The sequence below is a fragment of the Plantactinospora sp. WMMB334 genome (genome assembly GCF_049179095.1).
In the GTDB taxonomy this organism is placed as follows: Bacteria; Actinomycetota; Actinomycetes; order Mycobacteriales; family Micromonosporaceae; genus Plantactinospora.
Map to the genome: position 1 here is coordinate 1027778 of NZ_JBMHME010000002.1, position 23754 is coordinate 1051531.

At 71.5% G+C, this 23754-nt stretch carries 18 protein-coding genes; 12 read left to right on the forward strand and 6 right to left on the reverse strand.

All coding sequences use genetic code 11. From position 1 onward, the window contains the following. Positions 1 to 28: 28 nt before the first annotated feature. Positions 29 to 292 carry a hypothetical protein gene (locus ACN27G_RS04450; RefSeq protein ID WP_421491501.1) on the reverse strand — a complete coding sequence of 88 codons (264 nt, stop codon included), beginning with the start codon at positions 290 to 292 and terminating at the stop codon, positions 29 to 31. A 275-nt stretch (positions 293 to 567) separates the two neighbouring features. On the opposite strand from ACN27G_RS04450, the gene ACN27G_RS04455 reads away from it, so the two are divergent. From ACN27G_RS04455 to ACN27G_RS04500, 10 genes are all read left to right on the forward strand, one after another. Beyond that, complete coding sequence (locus ACN27G_RS04455) at positions 568 to 2247, forward strand: trypsin-like peptidase domain-containing protein (RefSeq protein ID WP_421491502.1); 1680 nt, start codon at positions 568 to 570, stop codon at positions 2245 to 2247. Between the two features lie 180 nt (positions 2248 to 2427). Beyond that, complete coding sequence (locus ACN27G_RS04460) at positions 2428 to 4764, forward strand: tetratricopeptide repeat protein (RefSeq protein ID WP_421491503.1); 2337 nt, start codon at positions 2428 to 2430, stop codon at positions 4762 to 4764. A gap of 22 nt (positions 4765 to 4786) precedes the next feature. Beyond that, the gene (locus ACN27G_RS04465) at positions 4787 to 6262 is read left to right on the forward strand and encodes a vWA domain-containing protein (protein WP_421491504.1); all 1476 of its coding nucleotides are present in this window, start codon (positions 4787 to 4789) and stop codon (positions 6260 to 6262) included. Next, the gene (locus ACN27G_RS04470) at positions 6259 to 7413 is read left to right on the forward strand and encodes a hypothetical protein (RefSeq protein WP_421491505.1); all 1155 of its coding nucleotides are present in this window, start codon (positions 6259 to 6261) and stop codon (positions 7411 to 7413) included. The genes ACN27G_RS04465 and ACN27G_RS04470 overlap by 4 nt, the downstream gene beginning before the upstream one ends. Further along, entirely contained in the window at positions 7410 to 8816 is a 1407-nt protein-coding gene (locus ACN27G_RS04475) for an ABC transporter substrate-binding protein (RefSeq protein ID WP_421491506.1), read from the forward strand. Before ACN27G_RS04470 ends, ACN27G_RS04475 begins: the two co-directional genes overlap by 4 nt. Before the next feature lie 100 nt (positions 8817 to 8916). Then, the gene (locus ACN27G_RS04480) at positions 8917 to 10269 is read left to right on the forward strand and encodes an MATE family efflux transporter (RefSeq protein ID WP_421491507.1); all 1353 of its coding nucleotides are present in this window, start codon (positions 8917 to 8919) and stop codon (positions 10267 to 10269) included. A 143-nt stretch (positions 10270 to 10412) separates the two neighbouring features. Next, on the forward strand, positions 10413 to 14594 hold the full coding sequence (gene pglW, locus ACN27G_RS04485) for a BREX system serine/threonine kinase PglW (protein ID WP_421491508.1): 4182 nt from the start codon (positions 10413 to 10415) through the stop codon (positions 14592 to 14594). 48 nt (positions 14595 to 14642) lie between these two features. Then, on the forward strand, positions 14643 to 15908 hold the full coding sequence (locus ACN27G_RS04490; RefSeq protein ID WP_421491509.1) for an AAA family ATPase: 1266 nt from the start codon (positions 14643 to 14645) through the stop codon (positions 15906 to 15908). Further along, positions 15898 to 16746 (forward strand): hypothetical protein, encoded by an 849-nt coding sequence (locus ACN27G_RS04495; RefSeq protein ID WP_421491510.1) that lies wholly within the window; start codon positions 15898 to 15900, stop codon positions 16744 to 16746. The genes ACN27G_RS04490 and ACN27G_RS04495 overlap by 11 nt, the downstream gene beginning before the upstream one ends. Positions 16747 to 16759: 13 nt before the next feature. Then, on the forward strand, positions 16760 to 18415 hold the full coding sequence (locus ACN27G_RS04500) for a DUF262 domain-containing protein (RefSeq protein ID WP_421491511.1): 1656 nt from the start codon (positions 16760 to 16762) through the stop codon (positions 18413 to 18415). A 20-nt stretch (positions 18416 to 18435) separates the two neighbouring features. Here ACN27G_RS04500 and ACN27G_RS04505 read toward each other — a convergent pair whose 3' ends face one another. From ACN27G_RS04505 to ACN27G_RS04520, 4 genes are read right to left on the reverse strand one after another with little or no spacing between them, the layout of a single operon-like run. Beyond that, positions 18436 to 19710 (reverse strand): hypothetical protein, encoded by a 1275-nt coding sequence (locus ACN27G_RS04505; protein WP_421491512.1) that lies wholly within the window; start codon positions 19708 to 19710, stop codon positions 18436 to 18438. Then, positions 19707 to 19958, reverse strand: a complete 252-nt coding sequence (locus ACN27G_RS04510; RefSeq protein ID WP_421491513.1) for a YbaB/EbfC family nucleoid-associated protein — start codon at positions 19956 to 19958, stop codon at positions 19707 to 19709. Before ACN27G_RS04510 ends, ACN27G_RS04505 begins: the two co-directional genes overlap by 4 nt. A gap of 10 nt (positions 19959 to 19968) precedes the next feature. Beyond that, positions 19969 to 20553, reverse strand: coding sequence for a hypothetical protein (locus ACN27G_RS04515; protein WP_421491514.1), 585 nt, complete (start codon positions 20551 to 20553; stop codon positions 19969 to 19971). Further along, positions 20550 to 20798, reverse strand: a complete 249-nt coding sequence (locus ACN27G_RS04520) for a YbaB/EbfC family nucleoid-associated protein (RefSeq protein ID WP_421491515.1) — start codon at positions 20796 to 20798, stop codon at positions 20550 to 20552. Before ACN27G_RS04520 ends, ACN27G_RS04515 begins: the two co-directional genes overlap by 4 nt. 227 nt (positions 20799 to 21025) lie before the next feature. Between ACN27G_RS04520 and ACN27G_RS04525 the strand changes: the two genes are divergently transcribed. Then, a complete protein-coding gene (locus tag ACN27G_RS04525) occupies positions 21026 to 21499 on the forward strand; it encodes a hypothetical protein (RefSeq protein WP_421491516.1) in 474 nt (157 codons plus the stop codon). 89 nt (positions 21500 to 21588) lie between these two features. On the opposite strand, the gene ACN27G_RS04530 is transcribed toward ACN27G_RS04525, so the two are convergent. Beyond that, positions 21589 to 22602 (reverse strand): DUF5954 family protein, encoded by a 1014-nt coding sequence (locus ACN27G_RS04530; protein ID WP_421491517.1) that lies wholly within the window; start codon positions 22600 to 22602, stop codon positions 21589 to 21591. A 159-nt stretch (positions 22603 to 22761) separates the two neighbouring features. Between ACN27G_RS04530 and ACN27G_RS04535 the strand changes: the two genes are divergently transcribed. Further along, entirely contained in the window at positions 22762 to 23712 is a 951-nt protein-coding gene (locus tag ACN27G_RS04535) for a GIY-YIG nuclease family protein (RefSeq protein ID WP_421491518.1), read from the forward strand. The last annotated feature ends 42 nt before the right edge of the window (positions 23713 to 23754 follow it).

A 23754-nucleotide genomic window follows, 5' to 3' on the forward strand; every position in this document is an offset into this window, starting at 1 on the left:
CCACTGCCCTAACTGAAAGGCGTTGCAACTAGCCCAGGACGCTTACATATTGGCGAGCGGCGGCGGAACTGCCCTGGACGAGGGTCGCCGCCTCGGTGAGCCGCTGCTTGCTCTGCTCGGCGCGCTGGATCGCCTCCGCGATCATCGCGTGGTTCGTGCCGGCGGCGACGGCGCGCAGGCGGTTGAGCATCTGCTCGGTGCTCTCGATCGAGGACCGGATCTGGTTGAGTGTCGTGTTTCCCTGCTCGGCGGCTTGCGCGAGCGCTGCTTTGACTTCCTCGATACTGGCCATGCGGTCCTCCCCAACCTACGGATGTCCTGCTGTGGCAGGACTCGCCAGCACGCCACATCGTGACGCTTGCGTGGCCGACCGAACACTATCCGAGGGCATCGAGGGGATGCAGCCCTGCCCGTTGCTGTCGCCGAGCCTCCCGGCCGCTCTCACCGCCCTCGGCATCGACCGGAGCTGAGGGCGGCGCCACCGATCGGGGAGCGGGGGGATGGCGCGCCGATTTCCGACGTCGGCACGGGTGGCGTCGATTGGACACCTGCGAATAACGTTGCCGTGTGTCGCATTCGGGCCGCGCTGAGTGGCGGGCGTGCATCAGGGACGATCGCGCCGGTATTCGAGGTGGCGGCATCGTCCTCGGTGACCGGCACGTGCTGACCTGTGCGCACATTCTCCTGCCGGCGGCACACGGCGAGCGGAGCACCGTCCACGGACCTCCGTCCGACGATTTCCAGGTGGAGTTCGTCGGGCGCAGCCCGGGGGCGTCGCCGGGTTGGGCACGGGTGGCCGGCGGTTGCTGGAAGCCGCCGCAGGACGACCAGCGTGCCGATCTGGCGCTGCTCGAACTCGCCGATCCGCTGCCGGAGGGCACCGGTCCGGAGGTGCTACGCCGGCTGCCGTCGAACGCACGCCGTCGCGTGCGGATGTTCGGCTTTCCGGCGGCCGTTCCGACCGGGGTCTGGGCGCGGGCGCGGCTCGGCGGGGACGGCGGCCCGGGCGGTGAATGGATACAGCTCGATCGCGACCCGGTCGGCCCGGCCGTGGAGGCCGGGTTCAGCGGTACGGCCGTATTCGACGAGGAGACCGATCAGGTCGTGGGCGTCGTGGTCAGCTACCTTGCCCGCGGCGGTGCGGGCACCTCCTGGATGATTCCGGTCGAGACGATCATCAGATACCTGCCCCGGACCCGCGAATGGGTCAGCGGCGACTCGGCGGTCGATGAGAGCTTCGCCAGGCCGGTCGGTCCGGTGGTCAGCGACGAGACGGTGGTCCGGCAGCTCACCGAGTTCCTTGCCCCCGGAGCCCGGCCGGAGACCAGGGTCATCGTCACCACCCCGGGGTCGGCGGTGCACGCCGCCGTGCGCGACGTGGTGCTGCGAACCAGCCGGGAGTTCCGGCCCGCCGACGCCGGCCCGCCCGAATCCGCGCCGGCTGCTGCCGGCGGACCGCGACCGGGCCGGATCGATCTGGCCCTCGACGTCTCGGGACGGACGGCGGACGAGGTGAGCAGCCGGATCGTCAACTGGATGAGTGTGGGTGCCTCGGCGAAGTCGCTGGCCGACTGCCTGGCCGGGGAGCCGCCCCCGATGAGCCTGGTGCTCGACGGCGTCGACCGGGCGGCAGACCCGGAGGCGCTGATCGCGAAGGTGGTGCTGCCGATCGCGGAGCGGATGACCGGGCACGACCTCAGGCTGCTGCTGGTCTTCCACGACGACCACGCACCGAGCCTCGGATATGCCGCGACCGAGCTGTTGGGGAAGCGGATCGCCGTCCTGCAGGCCGCCGAAGAGGCCGCCTGGCAGCGCTATCTCCACGTCGCCGAGCGGGTCGCGCCGGTCGATCCGCCGAAGCGCAGCGGTGCCAAGCTGCGGCTGCGGTTGACCGCGTTGCGGGCGGCCGCCTCCCGGCCCGGTGACACTCCGCTGCTGCCCGCCGTCGAGGTGTGCCGGCCGCTGGTCGAGGAGGCACTTGCCGTGGCCGAGGAGGCACGGCGGGATCTGGACGCGAGGCTCGACGAGCGCGACCGGTTGCGGGAGCGGCTCGACGTGTACCGGGCGAGCGTGCCCGAGCGGCTGCGGGAGGACCGGGAGCTGACCGCGCTCTACCGCGAGACTCACGAGGCGCTCTGGCACGGGCCGTCCGACCTCGCGGTCTGCGCCGCGCTGGTCGACCGGTACGGAACCCTGATCCGGCGGCGCGGCGCCGGACCGGACGACCAGCCGGCGGAGATGTCGTGACGGGGACGTGGCGGCCGAGCCGTGGTGACGGGGACGTGGGGACGGGGACGGGGTGACGGGGACGTGGTGACGGGGAGCTGCAACCGTCCGGGCTGCACCGGGACGGTGGACGAGACGGGCTACTGCGACAGATGCAACCGCCGGCCGCTGGCTGCGGCCGGCCCTAAGGCACCGCCCGGCGTGCCCGCCCCGGCCGTCGCCGGCACCGCCGGTCCCGGCAGCATCCGTTCCGGCGCCGCCGAAGCCGCCGGCACAGTTGACGGCGGTACGGGTTCCGGCGGCGCCGGCTCGGGTGCTGTCTCCAGGCTGGCCGACGGCCTGGTGCCGATGCCGGACCTGCCGCTGCCCGACCCGCTCAGTCGGGTGGGTGGCGCCACGGAGGTGCCGGAGTCCAGCCGCTTCTGCGGCGAGTGCGGGGCCCAGGTCGGCCGCGGCTACGCCGGTCAGCCCGGCCTGCTGGAGGGCTACTGCCGCCGGTGTCAGACACCGTTCTCCTTCACCCCGAAGCTGCACCGGGGCGACCTGGTCGCCGACCAGTACGAGGTCGAGGGCTGCCTGGCCCGGGGCGGACTCGGCTGGGTCTACCTGGCCCGGGACACGCACCTCGACGGCAACCTGGTCGCCCTCAAGGGCCTGATCACCAAGAACGCGGCGGCGCTGCGGATGGCGGTCGCCGAGCGGCGCTTCCTGACCGCACTCGACCACCCCAACATCGTCCGGATCTTCAACTCGGTCACGCACCAGGATCCGCAGACCCGTGAGCAGACCGGTTACATCGTGATGGAGTACCTGAACGGGCAGTCCCTGCAGGATGTCCTGGAGGTCGCCGCCCGGGGCGCCGAGCCGCTTCCGATCGAGCACGTGCTCGCGTACGGCCACGAGATCCTCGCGGCACTGGACTACCTGCACAGCCGGGGCCTGCTCTACTGCGACATGAAGCCGGCCAACGTGATCCGCTGCCCGGAGCGGATCAAGGTGATCGACATCGGCGGCGTACGACGGATCGACGACAGCAGCGGCCCCTCGGTGACGACAGAGTTCTTCCGGCCACCGGAGTACGAGATCCACCGGCACGGTCTGACCGTCCGCTCCGACATCCACACCGTCGGCCGGACGCTCCAGGTGCTCTTCGAGGTGAGCGACGAGGGGCGCCCGGCGGGGACGCCGGAGAACCGGATCGCCTTCGGCGTGGAGTCGTTTCTCCGGCTGGTCAACCGGGCCGTCGCCCGGCGCGACCGGCGGTTCGCCACCGCTGCGGAGATGTCCCAGCAGCTCACCGGTGTGCTCCGGGAGGTGCTGTCGCTGCGTACCGGCCGGCCCCATCCGGCGCGGTCGGTGGTCTTCGCCCCGACCCCGGCGCTGCTGGACGGCGGGCTCGGTGCCGTACCGGGACTGGAGCGCTGGATCCGGGGCGCGACCGACCTGCTCGACGTCACGCCGCCGTCGCCCTCCTCGGCGGCGGCCGGCGGCCTGCCGGTGCCGATCGTGGACCCGGACGACGACGCGGCGGACCTGTTGGCGACCGCCGGTGCCGCGGACCCGCGCGGCCTGATCGAGAAGCTGGCCAACTCCGGCCGGCAGTCCGTCGAGGTCCAGTTCGCGCTCTGCCGGGCGTACCTGGCGGCCGGCGATCTCGACCGTGCGGCGCGCTGCCTGGACGAGGCAGTCGCCGAGCTGGGCGCCCGGCCCGACCAGGACTGGCGGATCCGCTGGCACAACGCGCTGCTCTGCCTGGCCCGCGCCGACGTGGCGGCGGGAAGCGGGGAATTCGACGCCGTCTACACGGACTGTCCCGGTGAGATCGCCCCGAAGCTCGCCCTCGGTTTCTGCGCCGAGCACCTGGCCGAGTACGCGAGGGCGGAACGCTGCTACGAGGCGGTCTGGCGGCGGGACAACAGCGTGGGCAGCGCCGCGTTCGGGCTGGCCAGACTGCGGCTGCGCGACGGCGACCGGGCCGGTGCGGTACGGATCCTGGACGAGGTGCCGAGGGAGAGCCTGCACTACGAACGGGCCGGGGTGGCGGCGGTCCGCATTCTCTGCGGGCGGCTTCCTGCCGGCGTACCGAGCGCCGGCAGGGGCGGGTCGGGCGCCGGTGGACCGACCTCCGGTGACCTCGCCGAGGCGCTCCGGCGGTTGCCCGCGCTGCACCTGGACGGGGGCAACGAGACCGGCGAGGCCAGAGACCGGTTGACCGCGCTGGTCCAGGTGGCGGCGCTCGGCCTGGTCCGCCGGGATGCCCAGGTCCGCCGGGACGACCCCGCCCGTGTCGGAGCGGGGGGCGTGGGCGGCGTCGACGCCGCCCACGCCGTGGAGGACCGGGACGCCGACGGGCGGCTAGGGGACGCCGACGGGCTCGGGGACGGCGGCGAGGTGCTCGGCCGGGAACTGACCGAGGACGACCTGCGGCGGCGGCTGGAACGGTCGATGCGGGTGCTCGCCGGCCAGGCCCGCACCGCCGACGACCACGGGGCACTGGTCGACCTCGCCAACACGGTGCGGCCGAGGACCCGGTGGTGACGCTGTGACGGGAGGGGACGCCATGACTCCAGGGGCCGGCGCGGGGGGCCCGCTGCACGCCTTCGAGCTGGAGGTCGTGCAGAACAAGTACCGGTCCACCTCGGACACGGGGATGGCCGTGGTGCTCAGGGTCGGTACCCGGCGCTCCGGCGGGGCGGTGGCGGCGGCGCCGGCCTCGGCCGCGGTGGCGATCCTGGTCGACTGCTCCAGCTCGATGGGGTATCCACCGGCCAAGATGTCGGCGGCCAAGCAGGCCACCCGGGCCGCGATCGACACGATCCGGGACGGCAGCCGCTTCGCGGTCGTCGCCGGCACCGACGGCGCCCGGATGGTCTATCCGGAGCCGGCGACGACGGCGGTCGCCGATGCCACCACCCGGGCGGCGGCGAAGCAGGCGGCCGGGCATCTCTACGACAGCGGCGGCACCGCCATGGGAAGCTGGCTGCGGCTGGCGGACCAACTGCTGGCGCCGTACCCGGAACTGGTGCGGCACGTGATCCTGCTGACCGACGGCCGCAACGAGCACGAGACGCCGGAGGAACTGGAGGCGGTGCTGACCGCCTGCGCGGGCAGCTTCGTCTGCGACGCCCGGGGCATCGGCGAGGACTGGGACCACCGCCAGCTGCTCCGGATCACCTCGGTGCTGCGCGGCGAGGCCGAGGCTGTCGGAGACGTCGCCGAGCTGGCGGCCGACTTCGAGTCGATCATGGACAGGGCGATGGGGAAGCGGGTCCCCGACCTGCGGATCCGCCTCGGCACGGCGCCGGGCGTGCGGGTGCGGTCGGTGCGCCAGGAGACGCCGACACTGGCCGATCTGACCGAGCACGCCACGGTACTGGACGAGCGGACCACCGAGTTCTACACCGGCTCCTGGAGCGGTGACGAGAGCCGGGAGTATCTCGTCGACCTGGCGATCGCCTACGGGCGGGACGGGGACCGGCCACCGCTGGAGGAGGATGTCCGGGCGGCCCGGGTGGACCTGATCATGGCAGGGGAGCGGTGCGCCGACCCGCAGCCGATCGAGCTGCGCTGGACGGACGATCCGGTGGCGTCGACCCGGATCGAGCCGCTGGTCGCCCGGCACCTCGGGCAGGAGGAGCTGGGGGAGGCGGTGGCGGCCGGCTGCGACGCCCTGGAGAGCGGTGACCGGAAGACCGCGGAGGCGAAGCTCGGGCTCGCCGTCGTCCTGGCGGAGCGGCTGGGCAACGCCGAGATCCTGCGCCGGCTGGCCGGCCTGGTGGAGGTCACCGGGGACTCGGACCGGCCGGTACGCCTGCGGGACGACTGGACCCGCAGCGCCATGCTGCGGGTCGCGGTCAGCTCGGTGATGGTCGGCTCGGAGCCACGACCGACCAACCACAGGCCGGCACCCGAGCCGGCGATCCCGACCGGTCCGGACCAGGAGTGTCCCTGTGGGCGGATCTCGCCACCGGACGCGCTGGTCTGCGAGGCGTGCAAACGCCCCTTCGACCGCGCCGAGGACGGTGGGCGGGCATGACGGCGGGACCGTCGGCGGGCGACGTGACGGCCGGACCGTCGGTGGGTGGCACGGCGCGGTCGAGCACGACCCGGCGTACGCTGCTGCGCCTGCTCGGCTGCCTCCTCGGCGCGACGGCGCTGGTGCTCGCCACCTCGCTCGCCGTGGTCTGGGGCACCCACCGCACCGCCGAGACGGTACGCACCCGGAGCCTTCCCTCGGTGATGGAACTGGCGGCGGTCCGCACCGCGCTGGTCCGAGCCGACACCGCGGCGATCACGAGCTTCCAGAGCAGGCAGGCGGGGCTGGCCGGGCCGGGCGAGGAATACCAGAACCAGATCGCCGCCGCCAGCCAGAGCCTGGCCCAGGCCGCCGAGGACATCGGCTCCGGGGACGGCACGAGCAGCCGGCAGATCCAGCTCGTCGAGGGGCTGCTTGTCACGTACGTCGGCCTGGTCGGCCAGGCGGACGCGCACTACCGCAAGAGCGGGCCGGGTGGCCTGGCCACCGCCTATCTCTGGTACGCCTCCCGGCTGCTCCACTCCGAGCAGGGCATCCTGGCACAGCTCGACAGCCTGCTCGCGGCCGAGACCGACGCGCTGGAGGCGCGGCTGGCCTCGGGCTGGCTGGGTCCCGCCGCGACCCTGCTCTGGCTGGTGCCGGCGCTGAGCCTGCTGGTCCTGCTCGTCGGCACCCAGCTCTTCCTGCACCGGCGCTTCCGGCGCATGGTCAACTGGGGACTCGCCGCCGCCACGCTCCTGCTCGCCGTGCTCGTCGCCGGTACGTCGTTCGCGCTGGTCTCCAAGGCCCAGCTGGCCGACGCCGGGGCGGAGCTGTCGGAGGTCCGCCGGCTCTCCGGCGAGCAGTTCCGGGCCGCCGACCGGGACGGAGCCATCGCCCTGGAAAGACTGCTGCGGGAATCCTGCGTCCGGGACGACGGCTGCGACGTCTCCAGCGACGTCTTCCGGCCCGGCCTCACCGCCGCGTCCCCGACGCCGGTCGCGGACCGCGACGTGCTGGGCCGGGCCGAGGAGGTCGACGAGCAGGCGGGGGCGGCGACCAGCGCGACGTCCTTGGCCTTCGTCGTCCTGCTGCTGGTGTCGCCGATCGCGCTGCTCGTCTGGCTCGGGCTGCGGCCACGCCTCGAGGAATACCGGTACCGGTCGAGATGAGACTTCACCTGCGGCGCAAGGCCGCCCACCTGGTCCTGCTGCCGCTGCTGACCGCGGGAGCGGGGGCGACCGGCTGCCTCGGCCAGCCGGTCGAGGAGACGGTCAGCGTGCTCGCCTCCTGGACCGGCGCCGAGGAGGCGAGCTTCCGCACCGTGCTGCGGGCGTTCGAGGAGGAGTACGGCGTCGAGGTGGACTACCAGGGCACCCGGGCCGTGCGGCAGATCCTCCTCGCCGAGGTGCAGAAGGGCACGCCGCCGGATGTCGCGGTGCTGCCGACCCTCAGCGAGCTGGCCGGCTATCTGCGCCGGGACGTGCTGCGACCGCTGGACGGCGAGCCCGGCTCGTCGTCGATGGCGCGGCAGTGGCGCGAACTGGCCCAGTTGAACGCGCGCGGTGGCCCGGACGTCATCCCGATCAAGGCCGACCTGAAGAGTCTCGTCTGGTACGTCCCGGAGCGGTCACCGTTCGGCGCCGCGGGGCCGCCGACGAGTTGGGAGGCGCTGGTCGAGACCAGCGGGTCGCTGGCGGAGGCGGGCGCGACACCGTGGTGCCTGGGGATGAGCGCGACGCCGGGATCCGGCTGGCCGGGGACCGACTGGATCGAGGACATCCTGCTGCACCGCTCCGGGGTGGCCGACTACGACGCCTGGGCGGGCGGCAGGCTCGCCTGGGACTCGGCGAAGGTGAAGGCGGCCTGGACGGCCTGGGGCGACCTGGTCACCGCGCCGGGAATGGTCCGGGGCGGTGCCGACGCCGCCCTGCTGACCGAGTTCACCGACGCCGGCCGGCCAATGTTCACCAGCCGACCCGGCTGCCTCTTCGAACACCAGGCGTCCTTCGTGATCGGCATCCGGGAGGGCTACCCGGAGGACGACCGGGGCGGTGCCGTCCGGGCGGCGGAGGTGACCGGCGCCGACTACCTGCCGTTCCCGGCCTTCCGCGACGCCGCCCCGGGCGCCGGACGGCGGGACGCCGCGATGGTCTCGGCCGACTTCGCCGGCCTGCTGAGCGACAAGCCGGCGGCCCGGCGCCTGATCGAGTTCCTCGCCACCGACGAGGCCCAGCGGATCTGGCAGGACAGCAGTGCCGGCACCTCCTTCTCGGTCAACCGGGACGTGCGGCCGAGCGACCGTGGCGCCGAGCCGGCCGGCGCCACCGGGCCGGACCGCCGCGCCGAGGTGCGTACCAGGATCGCGCAGACGCTGACCGCGAGCCGGAGCCCGCTCTGCCTCGACGCCTCCGACGTGATGCCGACCGCGATGGCGAACGCCTTCCAGCACGCCGTGCTCGAATATCTGCGCTATCCGGACCGGCTCGATGCCCTGCTCGGCGACCTCGAAGGGCTCCGCAGGTCGATCGGGCCGGACGAGTGGCTGCCGGGCGCGTGCAGCGGGCCGGGTTAGCCGGCGGCGGGTGGCGACGGGCACCCGGTCCACGCGGCTCCGGCCGGTAAGCCCAGAGCAGTATTGCGCTCCTTACGGGGTCGTGCCACGATCGTCCGCGATGAGCCAGTCCCGCACACCCATCCCGGAGACCGCCCCGCCGTCGCGGGCGGTCGACGCCTCCGCGCGGCGGATCTTCGGACTCGCCCTCCCCGCCCTGGTCGTGCTGGCCGCGGAGCCGCTCTACGTGCTGGTCGACACGGCCGTGCTGGGGCACCTCGGCGCGGTGCCGCTGGCGGCGCTGGCGGTCGGTGGTCCGGTGATGACCCTGGTCGTCTGGATCGGCACCGTCACCGCCTACGGCACCACCGGCCGGGCGGCCCGCCGGTTCGGGCACGGTGACCGGCCGGCCGCCGTCGCCGAGGGCGTCCAGTCCTCCTGGCTCGCCCTCACCGCCGGCCTGCTGCTGGTGGTCGTCATGCAGGCCGCGGCCGGCCCGCTGGCGCGTACCGTCGCCGGGAGCGGAAACCCCGACGTGGCCGACGGCGCGGCCCTCTGGCTGCGGATCGCGGTGCTCGGCGCCCCCGGCCTGCTGCTCGCCGCGGCCGGCAACGGCTGGATGCGCGGCGTGCAGGACACCCGCCGGCCGCTCTGGTTCGTGCTCGGGCCGAACCTGCTCTCCGCCCTGCTCTGCCCGCTGCTGGTCTATCCGGTCGGCCTCGGCCTGGTCGGTTCGGCGATCGCCAACGCGGTGGCACAGACGCTGTCCGGGCTGCTCTTCGCGGGAGCGCTGGTAGCCGAGCGGGTGCCGCTGGCGCCCCGGCCCCGGGTGATCGGCCGGCAACTCGTGCTCAGCCGGGACCTGCTGATCCGGGGTGCCGCCTTCCAGGCCAGCTTCCTCTCCGCGACCACCGTGGCCGCCCGGTTCGGCGTCGCCGCCGTCGGTGCCCACCAGATCGCGCTGCAACTCTGGTTCTTCACCGCGCTGCTGCTCGACGCGCTCGCCATCGCCGCCCAGGCGCTGGTCGGGGCGGCACTCGGCGGCGGCGACGCGGCCAGCGCCCGGCTGCTCTCCCGGCGGATCGCGTTCTACGGCGGGATCTGCGGTGTGGCCTTCGCCGTGCTGATCGGCGCCGGTGCCGGCATCGTGCCGGGTTGGTTCAGCGACGATCCGCAGGTACGCGAACAGGCGATGATCGCCTGGCCGTGGTTCGTCGGGATGCAGCCGCTGGCCGGTGTCGTCTTCGCCCTCGACGGGGTGCTGATCGGCGCCGGCGACGTCGGCTACCTGCGCAACCTGACAGTGGTCAGCGGGCTCGGCGTCTTCCTGCCGATGATCTGGCTCAGCTACGCTCTCGATCTCGGGCTCGGTGGAATCTGGGCCGGGCTCGCCCTCTTCGTCATGGCCCGGCTGGTCGGGCTGCTGCTACGGATGCGTTCCGGCCGCTGGGCGGTGCTCGGCGCCACTCGCTGAGTACGGCCGTGGGCGGCCTGCCGCGAAACATGCCCGCTGACCGGGAACCGTCGGAGTGGCAGGTGCAGGTAGCCTGCCAGGACGAGTGGGACCCTGAATCGGGGGAGTGACGGTGCGACGGCGAGAGCGGTGCGTGGTGGCACATGCGTGACGATTCTCCCCGCTGGGAAGAGGTCAACCCGAGCAACTTTCCGCACGAGAAGGACGGCCTGCGGGAGCTCGCCTCCTACCTGCCGGACGCCCACCCCTTCCACGTCTGGGCCAATGTCGAGTTCGTGGGCACGGATGGGTCGATCAACGAGATCGACGCGCTGGTGCTCACCCGCAGTGGTCTGTACGTGGTGGAGCTGAAGCACTGGCAGGGTGTGATCGAGGGCAGCGGCACCCACTGGACCCGACAGCTGCCGAACGGCCGGAAGGTCCCGGAGGACAATCCGTACATCCTGGCGAACCGTAAGGCGAAGCGGCTGGCCAGCCTGATCAGGCACTACGCCCCCAGGAACGCGCAGGTGCCGTACGTGGGTGCGGTCGTCTTCCTGCATGCCCGGAATGCCCGGTCGAACCTTGACCCGATCGGCCGGCAGCACGTCTACGGGCTTGACGGGCACGAGGCGACCTCCCGACTACCGAGCCTGAAGAAACTCCTGCTCGACCCGGCACAGAATCCGCGTCACCAGATAGATGCGGCCCGGGGCCGGCAGATCGTCGACCTGGTCCGTGGCGCGAAACTCCGGCCGTCGGTACGGGACCGCAAGATCAATCAGCTGGTGCTGAGGGACACCCGCCCCGTCGCGGAAGGGCTCGGCTGGCAGGACTTCCTCGCCGAGCACACCCTGAACGCCTCGGTGGTGCGGCGGGTGCGTTTCTATCTGACCAGCCGCGCGGCCGAGGACGAGATCCCCGACATCCGAAAGGCCGCCGAGCGGGAGTTCCGGTTGCTCCAGGGGATTCACCATCCGGGGATAGCCCGAGCGGTCGACCTGGCCGAGCACGCCTGGGGGCCGGCGGTCATCTTCGACCACCAGCCGGACTGGGTACGCCTCGACCGGTGGCTGATCGAGCGGGGCGGACGGCTGCAGTTGGCGCAGCGGTTGCAACTGCTCCAGGACCTCGCCGAGATCATCGACTACGCACACGCCCGGCGGCTGGCCCACCGGTCGCTACATCCCCGGGCGATCTTCGTCGACCGTCCGGAGGCGGCCCGGCCGTCGTTGGTGGTGACCGACTGGCAGACCGGAACCCGGACGGCGGCCACCTCGCTCACCCAGCTCGGTTCCTCCACCGATCCGGCGACCCTCACCATGTTCTTTGATGACGAGGTACGTCGCTACCAGGCGCCCGAGGCGGCGAACATGACCCGCTCGCTCGGGCACCAGCTCGATGTCTTCTCACTCGGCGTGCTGGCGTACCGGATCTTCACCGACCGGGAAGCGGCGCCGACCCCGGAGGCGCTGCTCGCCGCGGTCACCGGCGGCGGGCTGCACCTGGACGCGGCCGCGGACGGCATGCCGAAGTCCCTGGTCGACCTGGTCTACGACGCCACCCGGGGCGATCCGGCGCAGCGCCTACCCACTGTGGCCGAGTTCCGGCTCCGGCTGGAGGACGTCTGGGAGGAACTGACCGCACCCGAGCCGGAGCCGGTCGTCGACCCGCTCTCCGCGCACAAGGGCGACGTGCTCGACGGCGGTCTGACCGTCGTGGCGCGGCTCGGCAGCGGTGCCACCGCGACCGCGCTGCAGGTGACCCGGCCGGACTCCGACGGCAAGCCGCTCGTGTTGAAGGTCGCCCGGGACGAGCAGCACCGGGAGCGGTTCGCCGCCGAGGCCGCGACCCTGGACAAGATCCGGGACTGGCGGGTGGCTGCCCTGGTCGCCGGGCCGATCGTGGTCGGTGGCCGGACCGCACTGCTGATGGAGTCAGCCGGGGAGCGGACCCTCGCCGAGGAGTTGCGTGGTGGCCGGCTCGCCCTCGAACTGTTGGAACGATACGGCCGTGACCTGCTGGAGATCGTCGCGGTGCTGGACGGCTACGGGGTGTGGCACCGGGACATCAAGCCGGCGAACCTGGCGGCCCGGGCGCGTCCATCGGACAAGCAGCAACACCTGTGCGTCTTCGACTTCTCGCTGTCGGCGACCCCGGCCGACCAGCTCTCCGCCGGCACCGTCGGCTACCTGGACCCGTTCCTCGGGCCGCCGCGCCGGCTCCGCTACGACGCCGCCGCCGAGCGGTTCGCCGCCGCGGTGACGCTCTACGAGATGGCGACCGGCACCCTGCCCCGGTGGGGCGACAACGCGAACCCGGCCGTGATCAGCGAGGAGGTCAGCCTCGATCCGACCTCCTTCGACCCGGCGGTGGCGGACCGGATGGTCGGTTTCTTCGCCCGGGCGCTGGCCCGGGACGACGCCGAGCGGTTCGACACGGTCGACGAGATGACCGACGCCTGGCGGGCGATCTTTCGGGAGATCCCGGACCCGGAGGAGACGTCCGGCCGGCCTGGCGGCCGAATCGAGGCGTTGCACCGGGACTCCCCGCTGGAGGTCGCCGGGCTTACCGCCCGAGCCCGGTCGGCGTTGGAGCGGCTCGGCGTGCACACCGTCGGGCAACTGCTCGACGCCAAGCCGTCGGAGCTGACCCGGGCCAGGGGCGTACCGGACGCCACCCGCAAGGAGATCCTGGCCCAGGCCCGATCGCTCCGGGCCGAGTTGGCGGTGATCGAGTCCAGGATTCCGGAGCAGGTCGGCACCGCCGGATCGGTGACCGGGGACGCCGCCGGTACCGCCGGAATCGAGGAACTCTGTGCGGCGCTGCTGCCCGCCGAGACCAGCCGGAACCGGGTCCAGCGGACGACGCTGCGGGTGCTGCTCGGCCAGGCGACAGGCGACGGTGAGAGCTATCTGCACTGGCCCACCCAGAGTGAGGCGGCGGCCCGGGTCGCCGGGCAGAGCCAGCCACAGGTCTCCACGCTGCTGCGCCGCCAGGTCGGCAGGTGGCTGACCGACCCCGCTGTGGAGGCGGTGCGCAACGAGATCGTCACACTGTTGGACGGTCGGGGCGCGGTGATGTCCAGTGTGGAGCTCGCCGACGCGCTCATCGTCGCGCACGGATCCCTGTCGGCGGAGCCGAAGCGGACGGCGCAGGCGATCGGGCTGGTACGCGCCGCGGTCGAGGCGGAACTGGCCCGGGGCGGTAACGCCCGGCTCGCCGTCCAGCGGTTCCGTAGGACCGACCTCGTGCTGGTCGGTCGGGAGCCGGAGGACGTCTCCGGCGAGGTGACCGCCGCCGACCTGCTCGGTTACGTGGTCCACCTCGGTCAGCTCGCCGCGACGCTCGCGAAGGCGGACCCGTTGCCGACCCGGCAGCGGGCGGTCGAACAGTTGCGGACCCTGGACCCGCCGGTCCTGATGCCGCCGGTGTCCGACGTGCGGCTGTTGCAGCTCGCCGCGGCCGGTAGCAACGGCGAGGCGGACGTCAACGTCCAGGGGCAGCTCTACCCGGTCGGGATGCCTGCCGCACGGGCCCTTCGACTGGCCGCCGGAGGGCTGATCGGCCAGTCACTCACCGTCGACGAACTGCGCAAACGGGTACAGTCCCGGTTCCCCCGCGCGGAGGAGCTGCCCGGCCGTCCGCGGCTGGACGAGGTGCTGGCCGAGTGCGAGGTACCGCTGGTCTGGCTGCCCACTCAGGCCCACTACGGTCGCCCCGAGTCGAGGACGACGGTCGGTGGCGGCACCCGGATGACGAACTCGGTCGCCCCGATCCTCGGCCCGGACGCCACCGCCGAGGCGCACGCCAAACTTGTCGGCGCCATCGAGCGGCGGGGCTTCCTGGTGGTGAAGACGTCGATGCGGCGGCTGACGGCGGCTCGGAAGGCGCTGCTGTCCCGGCTCGGCCTCACCGAGGTGGACGTCACCGCGATCCTGCTGGACCGGTTGCGGGCGCTCGGCTACCCCTGGGAGGCGATCGTCGCCGCCGACAACGGATCGCCGGCCGACGCCGACTTCCGCAGCCTGGTCGACCTGGTACGGCACGAGGTCGTACCGGCGATCGGCGAGGCGTTGGCGGCGGCCGACGGGCCGGCGCTGCTGACCGAGGCGGCGCCGCTGGCCCGGTACGGGCAGATGCGGTTCGTCCAGGAGCTGGCCGACCCGACGCGGCCCCGGCCGGCGGCCCGGCTGCTGCTGGTCCCGGTGCGCAGACCGGAGGCGGCGCTGCTGGACGGCGAGCCGATTCCGCTGGTCTCCCCGGCCAGCCAGGCACTCTGGCTGCCCGACACCTGGCTCCCCGCCCCGTCGCTGCCGGCCTCGCCGCAAGGGCGTGCACCGTAGACGGATAACGGACTGTGAGCGAGTTTCCGATCTGGTAGACATCGGGGAATGCCGCTGCGCAAACTCGTGCTGGAGAACTACCGCTGTTTCCGAGACCGGCAGGAGATCGAGCTGGCCCCGGTCACCGTGGTCCTGGGCAAGAACAACTCCGGCAAGAGCGTGCTGACCCGGGCGCCCCTGGTCATCGCCACCGGCTTCGACACCACAAGTGAGCTGCCGCTCGACCTCGACCGGCTCGGCCCAGACGCCGTCGACGACTGGGCCGACCTCCACTTCGGGCAGAACGTGTACCGCCCCTTCACCATCGGCCTGAGCGTGGATGGCCGACGGACGTTCGACCTGTCCGCGACGATCCAGTACGTCGACCTGATCCGGCGGCCCGTGCTGCAGCGGTGGTCGATCAGGTCGGCGACCTTCAACGCGACGTTGACCTGGGACGTTCCGTCGGCCGCAGTGGTGAGTAGCGAAGGCCCCCGTGCCTACGCCAGGGAGCGGCCGAGCGGGCTACGGACGGTGGGGCCGGTGTCGTTCCAGGGCCTGCGCCCAGGGCTCGACGAATTTCCGGCGGCGGAAATGCGGCGTTGGGGACTATCGCCGGGGCTGATCCGCTATCTGGGGCCGTACCGGGAGCGGTGGGGTCGGCAGCACCGGATGCCGCTCGGCGGGCCGGGTGACGTCGGGGACAACGGTGCGGGCGTACCGGGGATCCTCGCCTACGACCAGGTGCGGCACGGCGGCGCGTTGCTCGACTCGGTCAACCGGCGACTGCGGGACATCGTGCCCGGCTGGCGGCTGGACGAGGTGGCGGACGGCTCGCGCTGGAAGACGGTGCTGACCCGGGAGGACGGCGGCAAGCTCCAGGTCAATCTGGCCGACGCGGGCAGCGGACTGGCCCAGGTGCTGCCGATCCTGGTGCAGTGCGCGCTGGACGAGCGGGACGGGTCGGCGAGCGACCCGCCGTTGCAGATCATCGAGGAGCCGGAGATGCACCTGCACCCGGCAGCGCACGCCGAGCTGGCCGACCTCTACCTGCGTACGGCGAAGGCGACCGGGACCCGGTTCCTGGTCGAGACGCACAGCGAGACGCTGCTGCTGCGGCTGCGCCGCCGGATCGCGCAGCAGGACTATCCGCCGGAGATGGTCGCCGTCCACGTGGTGGAGCAGGTCGACGGCGTCTCCACGGTCCGCCGGGTCGGGATCGACGGTCTCGGCAACCTCGACGACGACTGGCCGGAGGGCTACTTCTCGCAGGACTACCACGAGGTACGGGGACTGGCGAAGGCGCAGGCGAGGAGGCGGCGGGATGCGTCTTGAGATCGCCCGGGAGGTCTTCGACCTCGGCGACCCGGCCCTGCTGCGGAAGCTGATCGACCTGGCCATCGAGGGACGGCACGAGTGGCGGCCGGATCTCGACGAGGCCGTCTACGTTGACGAGCGCAGTGACCGCTTGCCGCCGGACCAGCGGGAATACCTGGAGAAGCTGGTGATCGAGGCGGCGGATCCGACCCCGCCGTCGTCGGCCGCCACCGCCCAGGTCACCCTGGCCGAGCTGCGGGACATGGTCAGCGACCTGGCGAAGCCGGCCGTACTGGTGCTGGAGAACAGGTTCAGCGACGGAGAGTTCGTGCAGCGGGTGGCGGCGGTCTTCGGCGAGGACCGGATCGTCGAGGCGCTGGACGCGGCGAACGAGTGGCTGCGGCTGTGCAACGGCGGCGGCACCGGGCAGTTGGCCGAGTCTGCGATCGCGGAGTGCAAGATGTTCCGGATGCTGGTCCGGGTCGCCGTGCTGCTGGACAGCGACCGGGCGCATGCCGGCGCGGTGAGTGACTACGAGCCGAAGGTGACGGCGATGCGGGCGGCCGGCGTACCCGAGGTGCACATGCTCCTGCTGCGGATGATCGAGAACTATCTGCCGCTGAAGGCGTGGGAGCACCACTTCGCCCACCAGCCGGAGAAGGTCGACGCGTTGCGGCGCAGGCCGCTGGCCGAGCGACACTACCTGCACCTGAAGACGCACTTCGGCAGGCGCAACATGCCGAAGCGGCTACTGCCGGAGGATCTGATGTTGACCACGGAGGACTTCGCCGAGCTGGGCGAGGACGCGGTGGCCGACCTGCGCGAGCTGTTCGCGATGATTCACCGGATCCTGTAGGAGACTGGGCGGCATGCTCTCGCACCGGGGCGACATCCGGCCCGACCCGACCATCATGCTGATGGACGACCTGCTGGACCAGGTCCAGCGGGGCCTGGTCCGGGTGCCGGAGTTCCAGCGGCCGTTCGTGTGGCGCCCGGAGCAGATGCTCGACCTCTTCGACAGCATCGAGCGCGGCTATCCGATCGGCAGCCTGCTGCTCTGGCAGACGGACGAGCCGGTGCCCGCGCTGGAGCGGATCGGCGGCATCGCGATCCCGCACGGCTCGGGCGGGCAGGTCTCATATGTGCTCGACGGCCACCAGCGGATCTCCACCCTCTTCGGGGTGCTGCGCCGGCCGGGTGAACTCTTCGGGCCGAAGGATCCCCGGGACGCGAAGTGGTGGGTCTACCGGGACCTGCGGGGGCCTACGGAGACGGACCGGAACGCCTACCGTTACCAGACTTCGGCCGGTGCGACACCCGAGACCTTCCTGCCGCTGCGGGCGGTCGGCAACACCATCGACTTCCTGCACTTCTCCCGCGACCTCGAACTCCGGCTGGCCCGGCAGCCGGAACGGCTGCTGCCGATGCTGCGTGAGGCGGAGGCGGTCGCCCAGCGGCTCAAGGGCTACAAGCTGACCGTGATCCGGCTCCAGGGCGCCAGCCTCCAGCAGGCGGTCGAGGTCTACACCCGGCTGAACCGGACCGGGACCCGGATGGACGCCGACCAGATGGTCTCGGCGTTGACCCACCGGCGCGGGCAGCCGACGCTGGCCAGCCGGATCGACGACATCGTGGCCCGGATCGCGTCGACCGGGTTCGGCGAGATCCCCCGGATGGCGGTCTTCCGGCTGGTGCTCGCGGTCGGCGGGGAGCCGGACATCATGTCCCCGCGCTGGGAGGCGGTCGCGCACTCGCTCCAGGACAAACTGCACCGGGCGGTGCCACAGGCGGAGGCGGCGACCGAGGCCGCGGTCGGGTTCCTGCGCGGCGAGGTCGGGCTGCCGCTGGCGAAACTTCTGCCGTACGCGCACCAGCTCACGTTGCTGGCCTGGTTCTTCCGGTGGTGCCCGGAGCCGACGGTGCGGCAGCGGCGGATGCTGTGGCGGTGGTTCTGGGTGACCTCGTGGGCCGGCTCGTTCGCCGGCGCCACCTCCACCACGCTGCGCCGGGCGTTGCAGGAGATCGCGGCGTTCGCCCGCGATGACGCCCCGCTGAGCCTGGACCTGGCCGGGGTGCAGCCGATGCCGGAGGAGTTCAATTTCAACAGTGCCCGGACCAGGGCGTTCGTCATCTGGGAGCTGAACGAGCTGCCGGACCGGCTGGATGCCCTCGGACAGCCAGTCGACCTGGTCAAGCAGATCGCCTCGGGCGGCAGTCAGGTGTTCCGCCCGGTGGTGGCGGGCGACAAGCGGCCGGCGAACCGGCTGATCCTGCCCACCCCGCCGAACATGACGGTGCTGACCGCGTTGAAGGAGCTGCGGGAGCCGCTGGTCGGCGAGTTGCTGGCCAGCCACGGCATCCCGACGAGGTCATGGCACCGGCTGCGGGAGGGCGGCCAGGGCGGAAAACTCTTCGTGGACGACCGGACGGAGGTGCTGGCCGAGCGGCTGCGCGCGTTCGCCGCCGATGTCGGGGTGACCCTGACCGACGGCCTGGTCGGCATCGCCGACGAGGACACCGAATAGCGCGGCCGGTCAGCGGCGGCTCACGGCCTCGGGATGCGGGTGCCGGGCTTCCAGCCGTCACCCCGCCACTCGTTCGACGGGCTGGAGGGCGGCAGCGCGAGTGCGTGGTTGTGGTTGTTGAACTCGGGCGCTCGGTTGATCACCTTCTCGGTTATCGGCACTGTGGCCGCCGCTTTCGCGGCAGCCGCCTCCCAACTGGTGATGAGCGACCTGGTCAACGCGTTCACCGCATTGGCCAGGGCGTTGAGGGGAGTGCCGACGTCTTTGCTGAGGCTGCCCGCCACCTCGTTGTAGGCCTGGAGCTGGGCCGAGATGGTGGCGATGTGGGCGAATCCGAGGTTGGCGAACTCCAGCTGCAGATCGTCGAGCGTCTTGGACGCCTTCACCCCCTCGTCGCCGAGCCACTGAAGATTGTCGGCGAGCGCCTCGTAGTGCCGGCCCAGACTGCTGGCGTAGATCACGTAGGCGCTGGCCGCACCGGGCGAGGCCCAGTACTGCTGAAGGTCCTTGACCTGGTTGGCCATGTTCTCGCGAAGGGTCCGGTAGGCGTTCGCTCCGAGTCGCAGCAGGTTGGCGCGGTTGGCGATGATGCCGGGCCAGGCGGCGCTGGCCTCGTCGATGAAGACGGTGCTGGATTCGGCCGGAGCCAGACCCCACTGCCGGACAATTTTTTCAGCGGTCTGTAGCTCGCCGTACCACTCGGTGATGAACTCCCAGAGTTTGCGGCGGCCCTCGGTCATGAGTTCGGCCCGCCGTAGGGCCTCCGGGGTCTTCGAGAGGTCGGCCCCTGCCGGATAGAGGTCCTGCTCGTTGATCGCGCCGTCCCGCAGCAGGATGTTCAGGTCGTGGTTGACCGGAGTGTCGTCGGGGATGGCCGGAATGGAGACGCCGGCGTGGCGATCGGGGATCTTCAGGTCGCCACCGGGCCGGGCAACGGCGCCGGGCGGGATGCCCACCGCCTCTACGAAGGGCATCAGCGGCCCACCGGTCAGAGCGGAGAGGTCCGCGGCGACCCTGATGTCGGCGTCGGCGTAGTTGGCAGCCACCTGATAGAGGGTCTGGCCGACGTCATCGAACCGCTCGCTGGCCAGAGCGGCCTCCCGGACACGGTCGTCGCAGGCTTCGGCCCACTCGGTCCTCCACTTCTGGACCCACTCCATCGGGCCCCAGGCGACGTCGGGGATCGCACCGACGTGCCGGACGTAGCGCCCGATGGCCTCACAGGCCATCGCGTCGCCGAGGCGTCCGCTGGCATGCCGGACCAGGGCGGCGGTCTCGACGCTGATTGTGCTCACAGGTTGTCGCCCCAACGCTGGAAGAGTCGTTCCGAGGTCCGGGCATAGTCGGCGAGCGCGGTGGCCAAGGCACCGTGCACCTCGTCGGTGAGTTGCCGGTGGGTCAGTTCCCGGAAGGCGCCGGGCTCGATCGACACGCTGATCTCGCCCTTGGCGTCGCGGCGCACCTCGACGTAACCCAGGGCGGAGCGGCCGTGTACCGGACTGCTGTCGAGTTCGGCACGGAAGCGGTCGTACTGGGTTTCCATGATTAAGTCCTCACAGCAGCGCGATCAGGTGTGTGGCCAGAGCCTCGGCCTTCTGCTCGGCGTCCGCGCGTAGGGTGGTCTGGTCGGCCTCGGGATCCCACCAGTGCACGCGCACCTCGATCCCGATGTCGTCAGGAAGACCTACCAGGCCGGCGGATCCGCTGTCCGCGCTGACAGCCGTGTAGCAGAACGTGGCCTTGGCTATCGAGGAAACGGGACGTTGGAGGCCCTCGCAGGGCTTGTCGACCCACATCTCACCCCACCGTTTCACCGTCACGCCCCTGTCGGGGTCGATGCGCGGCAGAGCCACACTCACCGTGGCGCTCAGGATGGCCGGCGGGGCGGGCCGCTCGGACGGTTCGAACGAGCAGGCGCGCTGTGCCGGCGTCAGGTCGCTCGACGGCGACGGCTGAGGGTCGAGCCTGCCCATGCCGAGGGAGATCAACGCCGGTACGAGAGCGTCGCAGCTCGGCAGTGGTCGGTCGCGCGGGACCGGCTTCGGGTCGGGTGGTCCGAGCGAGCAGCCGGGCAGCGAGAGAACGGCGAGCAGCAGGGCCAGCAGGGGGTACGGCAGGCTGCGGCGGGCGGTCGTCACGCCGCCCGTGCTTCCTCGACGGCCTGGGCGATGGCGCGGGCCTGCTCCTGCTGGAACGCGGCGATCGCGATCCGGGCCGCGCCGGCGATCTGACGGGCGAGTTGGGCCTCGGTGTGGGTGAACCGCACATCCGGGTCAAGCTCGACCTCGACCTGACCCGGGCCGGTCAGGGTCAGGGTCACCGACCGGTCCGGTGAGCGTCCGACCGCGCGCATGGCGTCGTAGGTGTCGGCAATGGATCCCATGTGCACCCGTCTCCCGGTTGACAGCCGTTCGCGGCGGGCCGACGGACCGCGTCCGCCGGTAGTTCGACTACTCAACTCACCGCTTCGATTACGCTGAGCGTCCTTCAGGATAGGGGTGTGCGACAAGGTCGTGGCGCAGGTGCGGGCACGGAGTATCGGCCGAATGAGCATACGGACCGCAAGGCAGGTACTTTGTGGGCAAAGTGCTCCTGATGGGAAGGAATCTCATGGCTCTGACGACGTACCTGTCACGGCGGCGGGCCCTGGTCGGCGCGTTCCTGGCGACGGTGCTGGTGGCGGCGTCCCTACTGGTGACCGGTTCGCCAGCGTCCGCGCACGTCAAACTGAGCCCCCGGGCGACCTGTTCCGGTACGGAGTTGTCGCCGCACCGGGACGCCTACGGCGGGGCGATCTCGGTCTTCGTCTCCTACTCCAGCGCCAACGGCGGGACGAACTGCGTCTGGGCGCAGAAGAACCTCAACCGCGACCGGGCCGAACACCTGGAGGTCTTTGTCGGCCGCTGTGCCACCGGCAACCCGGGCTACCCGTGTGAGCCGTTGGTCTTCGACCGCGACTACGGCAACTTCCAGTACTACGCCGGTCCGGCGCAGATCACCGGGACCGCCGGCCGCTGCATCCTGGTGTACGTGGTCTACCGGAACCTCTCCGAGGAGCGGTGGGGCCCGATCCACTGCGGTTAGTACGTCGACCGCACCGGCGGACCGGGTGGGCATGCGGCCCATGACGAACGTCAAGCGGCGTACCGGGCCGTACGCCCACCCGTCGTCGGTCAGTCGGGGTCGGGCATCAGGCCCTGGGCGCGGAGGTCGGCGACGTGTCGGCCCGGCGGTGGTTGGGAGTCGTGGTCGGTGGGACGCGGCCCTTCCGGCCCGTCGGGGCCGACCCGGACGAAGGTTTCGACCCGGGTGACCCGGCACCGCACGCCGTTCAGCTCGAAGTCGTCGGTACGCGGCGGCTGGTGTGCCGCGCGGGCGCGCTCGCACGCCGCCATGAACTCCTCGATCGAGGTGGTCCCGTCCATCCGGGGGTGCACCATGGAGTAGGAGCCGGCGTCCCGGGCAGCCTGTGGGGTCGGGTAGGCGTCGAACGACTTGGGTCGCCAACTGCCGTCGACGTACCCGCCGATGGTGAAACCGACCGGGAGCAGCACCACGTTGGGGTGGGTGTCCATGGCCCGGTAGGAGTCGGCGCGGACCTCCCCGGGGACGGTCCCCGCGCGGTGGAAGGCGGAGAGCATCTCCATCCTTGCAATGCCGTCGGTGAGCCCGGTGCCGGCGGTCGGGTCGATGACGAACCCCTCCATCTGGGACGGAGCATTCTCCGCCTGGCCCGGCGGGTACGGGTCGGGGTCGGTGGGTCGGGGTGGCTCCGGCCCGTCCGGTCCCATCCGGATGAACGGCTGGGCGCGGATGATCCGGTATCGGCGGCCGTCGACGGTGAGGTCGTTGACGGGCTCCCAGTCGAGCAGTTCGTACGCGGTCTCGCACTCGGCCCGCTCGGTCGCGTTCTCGGGGGTGTCCGGTGTCTCGCTGTGTCGCTTGCGGAGGTGGTGGGCGAGGCTGTCCCGGGCGTACTGCGGCTCCTCGGCATCGAGCCGGATGATCCGCCACCGGCCGGCATCCAGTTCTTCGGCGAGGCCGAAGACCGGGGCACCCCACATGGTCTTGGGGTAGGCGAGCGAGCGACGCCGGGCGTCGTCCTCCGAGATCATCGAGACGGGGTCGTCCCGCTGCTCGATCTTGATCAGCAGGTGATCAGGCACCGACCTGTCGTGATTGGTCATGTACGCATTGTGTTACCCCGGGCGCCGGAACACAGCCCCGCCACCACCACAGTTCTCCCCAGATTTCGACGTCTCCTCCACAACGGTCGACAATTCCTGGCAACGGGGCTCCTCGAAACTGAACATCGTGGCTTGGCGATGCCCGGTAGCATCCGGCGGATGGCGTACACGGTGGGGTTTGTCTATGTCCTGAGCAACCCGGCGATGCCGGGCATGGTGAAGGTGGGGAGGTCCAGGCACCTGCCCGAGGACAGGGCCAAGCGGCTCAGGTCGACCGGCGTGCCGCTAAGCTTCGCGGTCGAGCACCGCGCGGTCACCTCGAAGCCGGCGGCGGTGGAGCGTAGGGCGCATCAACTGCTGGCGCCGCACCGGCTCCGCGCCGACCGAGAGTTTTTCGAGACCGAGCCAGAGGTGGCGATGGCCGCCGTTCGGCAGGCTTGCATCGAGGTGGCCGGCATCGAGGCATGGGACACGGAGAGACCCGTGATGCTCCGGGACGGGGATCGGGTCGCGCTCACCCTGCGTGCGGGCCAGTTCTTTGCCGTGTTGCCGTACCGCCGGTCGGGGAAGGTCGAACCGCCACTCGACTTCTGGCAGGCGCACTCCGACGGTGACCTGCTGGAGTTGATGGCAACCGACTCACCGGAACATGTCGCGGGTTTCGGCACCGGTGATCCGGGAGGAGACACGGATCCTGTCCCGTACCTCGATCGGTCGGAGGACGCGGCGAACGGGTTCATCATCGGCAGGGAGCGGCTGGAGCCGGGGCAACGACTGTTGTGGCTCGACGGCAAGCTCAAGCCCCCTGCTGCAGCCCTCGGCTGGTTCGAGTTCGACTCGTACTGTCAGGCGGTGTGTCGGACGTGGAGTCCTCAGGTGAGCGAAGAGGGCTTCCCGCTCCTCCTCAACTTCCCCACCGAGGAGCCCACCCCGACGATGATCGACGTCGTCAGCGGCTGTCTCCGACTTCCGAAACCACAGTTGTCGACGCCACCACCGGTCCCTTCGGACTCTGGGCCCGATTTTGGTAGCAGCACGGCATCTCCGGCGTACTGGCTGCGGCAACTCAACCCGCCGGAGCGCCGGAGGCGTCCTGCGCGGGGTGCATGACGCCGGAACGGCGGAACTTTGGGCCACCCGTTGACGCGTAGG

Excerpts from the sequence above, each read along its gene's own strand:
- ACN27G_RS04490 (WP_421491509.1), top strand. The coding sequence starts at position 14,643 with ATGCCGCTGCGCAAACTCGTGCTGGAGAACTACCGCTGTTTCCGAGAC.
- ACN27G_RS04475 (WP_421491506.1), top strand. The coding sequence starts at position 7,410 with ATGAGACTTCACCTGCGGCGCAAGGCCGCCCACCTGGTCCTGCTGCCG.
- ACN27G_RS04525 (WP_421491516.1), top strand. The coding sequence starts at position 21,026 with ATGGCTCTGACGACGTACCTGTCACGGCGGCGGGCCCTGGTCGGCGCG.
- ACN27G_RS04520 (WP_421491515.1), bottom strand. The coding sequence starts at position 20,798 with ATGGGATCCATTGCCGACACCTACGACGCCATGCGCGCGGTCGGACGC.
- ACN27G_RS04480 (WP_421491507.1), top strand. The coding sequence starts at position 8,917 with ATGAGCCAGTCCCGCACACCCATCCCGGAGACCGCCCCGCCGTCGCGG.
- ACN27G_RS04495 (WP_421491510.1), top strand. The coding sequence starts at position 15,898 with ATGCGTCTTGAGATCGCCCGGGAGGTCTTCGACCTCGGCGACCCGGCC.
- ACN27G_RS04470 (WP_421491505.1), top strand. The coding sequence starts at position 6,259 with ATGACGGCGGGACCGTCGGCGGGCGACGTGACGGCCGGACCGTCGGTG.
- ACN27G_RS04465 (WP_421491504.1), top strand. The coding sequence starts at position 4,787 with ATGACTCCAGGGGCCGGCGCGGGGGGCCCGCTGCACGCCTTCGAGCTG.
- pglW (WP_421491508.1), top strand. The coding sequence starts at position 10,413 with ATGCGTGACGATTCTCCCCGCTGGGAAGAGGTCAACCCGAGCAACTTT.
- ACN27G_RS04530 (WP_421491517.1), bottom strand. The coding sequence starts at position 22,602 with ATGACCAATCACGACAGGTCGGTGCCTGATCACCTGCTGATCAAGATC.
- ACN27G_RS04450 (WP_421491501.1), bottom strand. The coding sequence starts at position 292 with ATGGCCAGTATCGAGGAAGTCAAAGCAGCGCTCGCGCAAGCCGCCGAG.
- ACN27G_RS04510 (WP_421491513.1), bottom strand. The coding sequence starts at position 19,958 with ATGGAAACCCAGTACGACCGCTTCCGTGCCGAACTCGACAGCAGTCCG.
- ACN27G_RS04500 (WP_421491511.1), top strand. The coding sequence starts at position 16,760 with ATGCTCTCGCACCGGGGCGACATCCGGCCCGACCCGACCATCATGCTG.
- ACN27G_RS04535 (WP_421491518.1), top strand. The coding sequence starts at position 22,762 with ATGGCGTACACGGTGGGGTTTGTCTATGTCCTGAGCAACCCGGCGATG.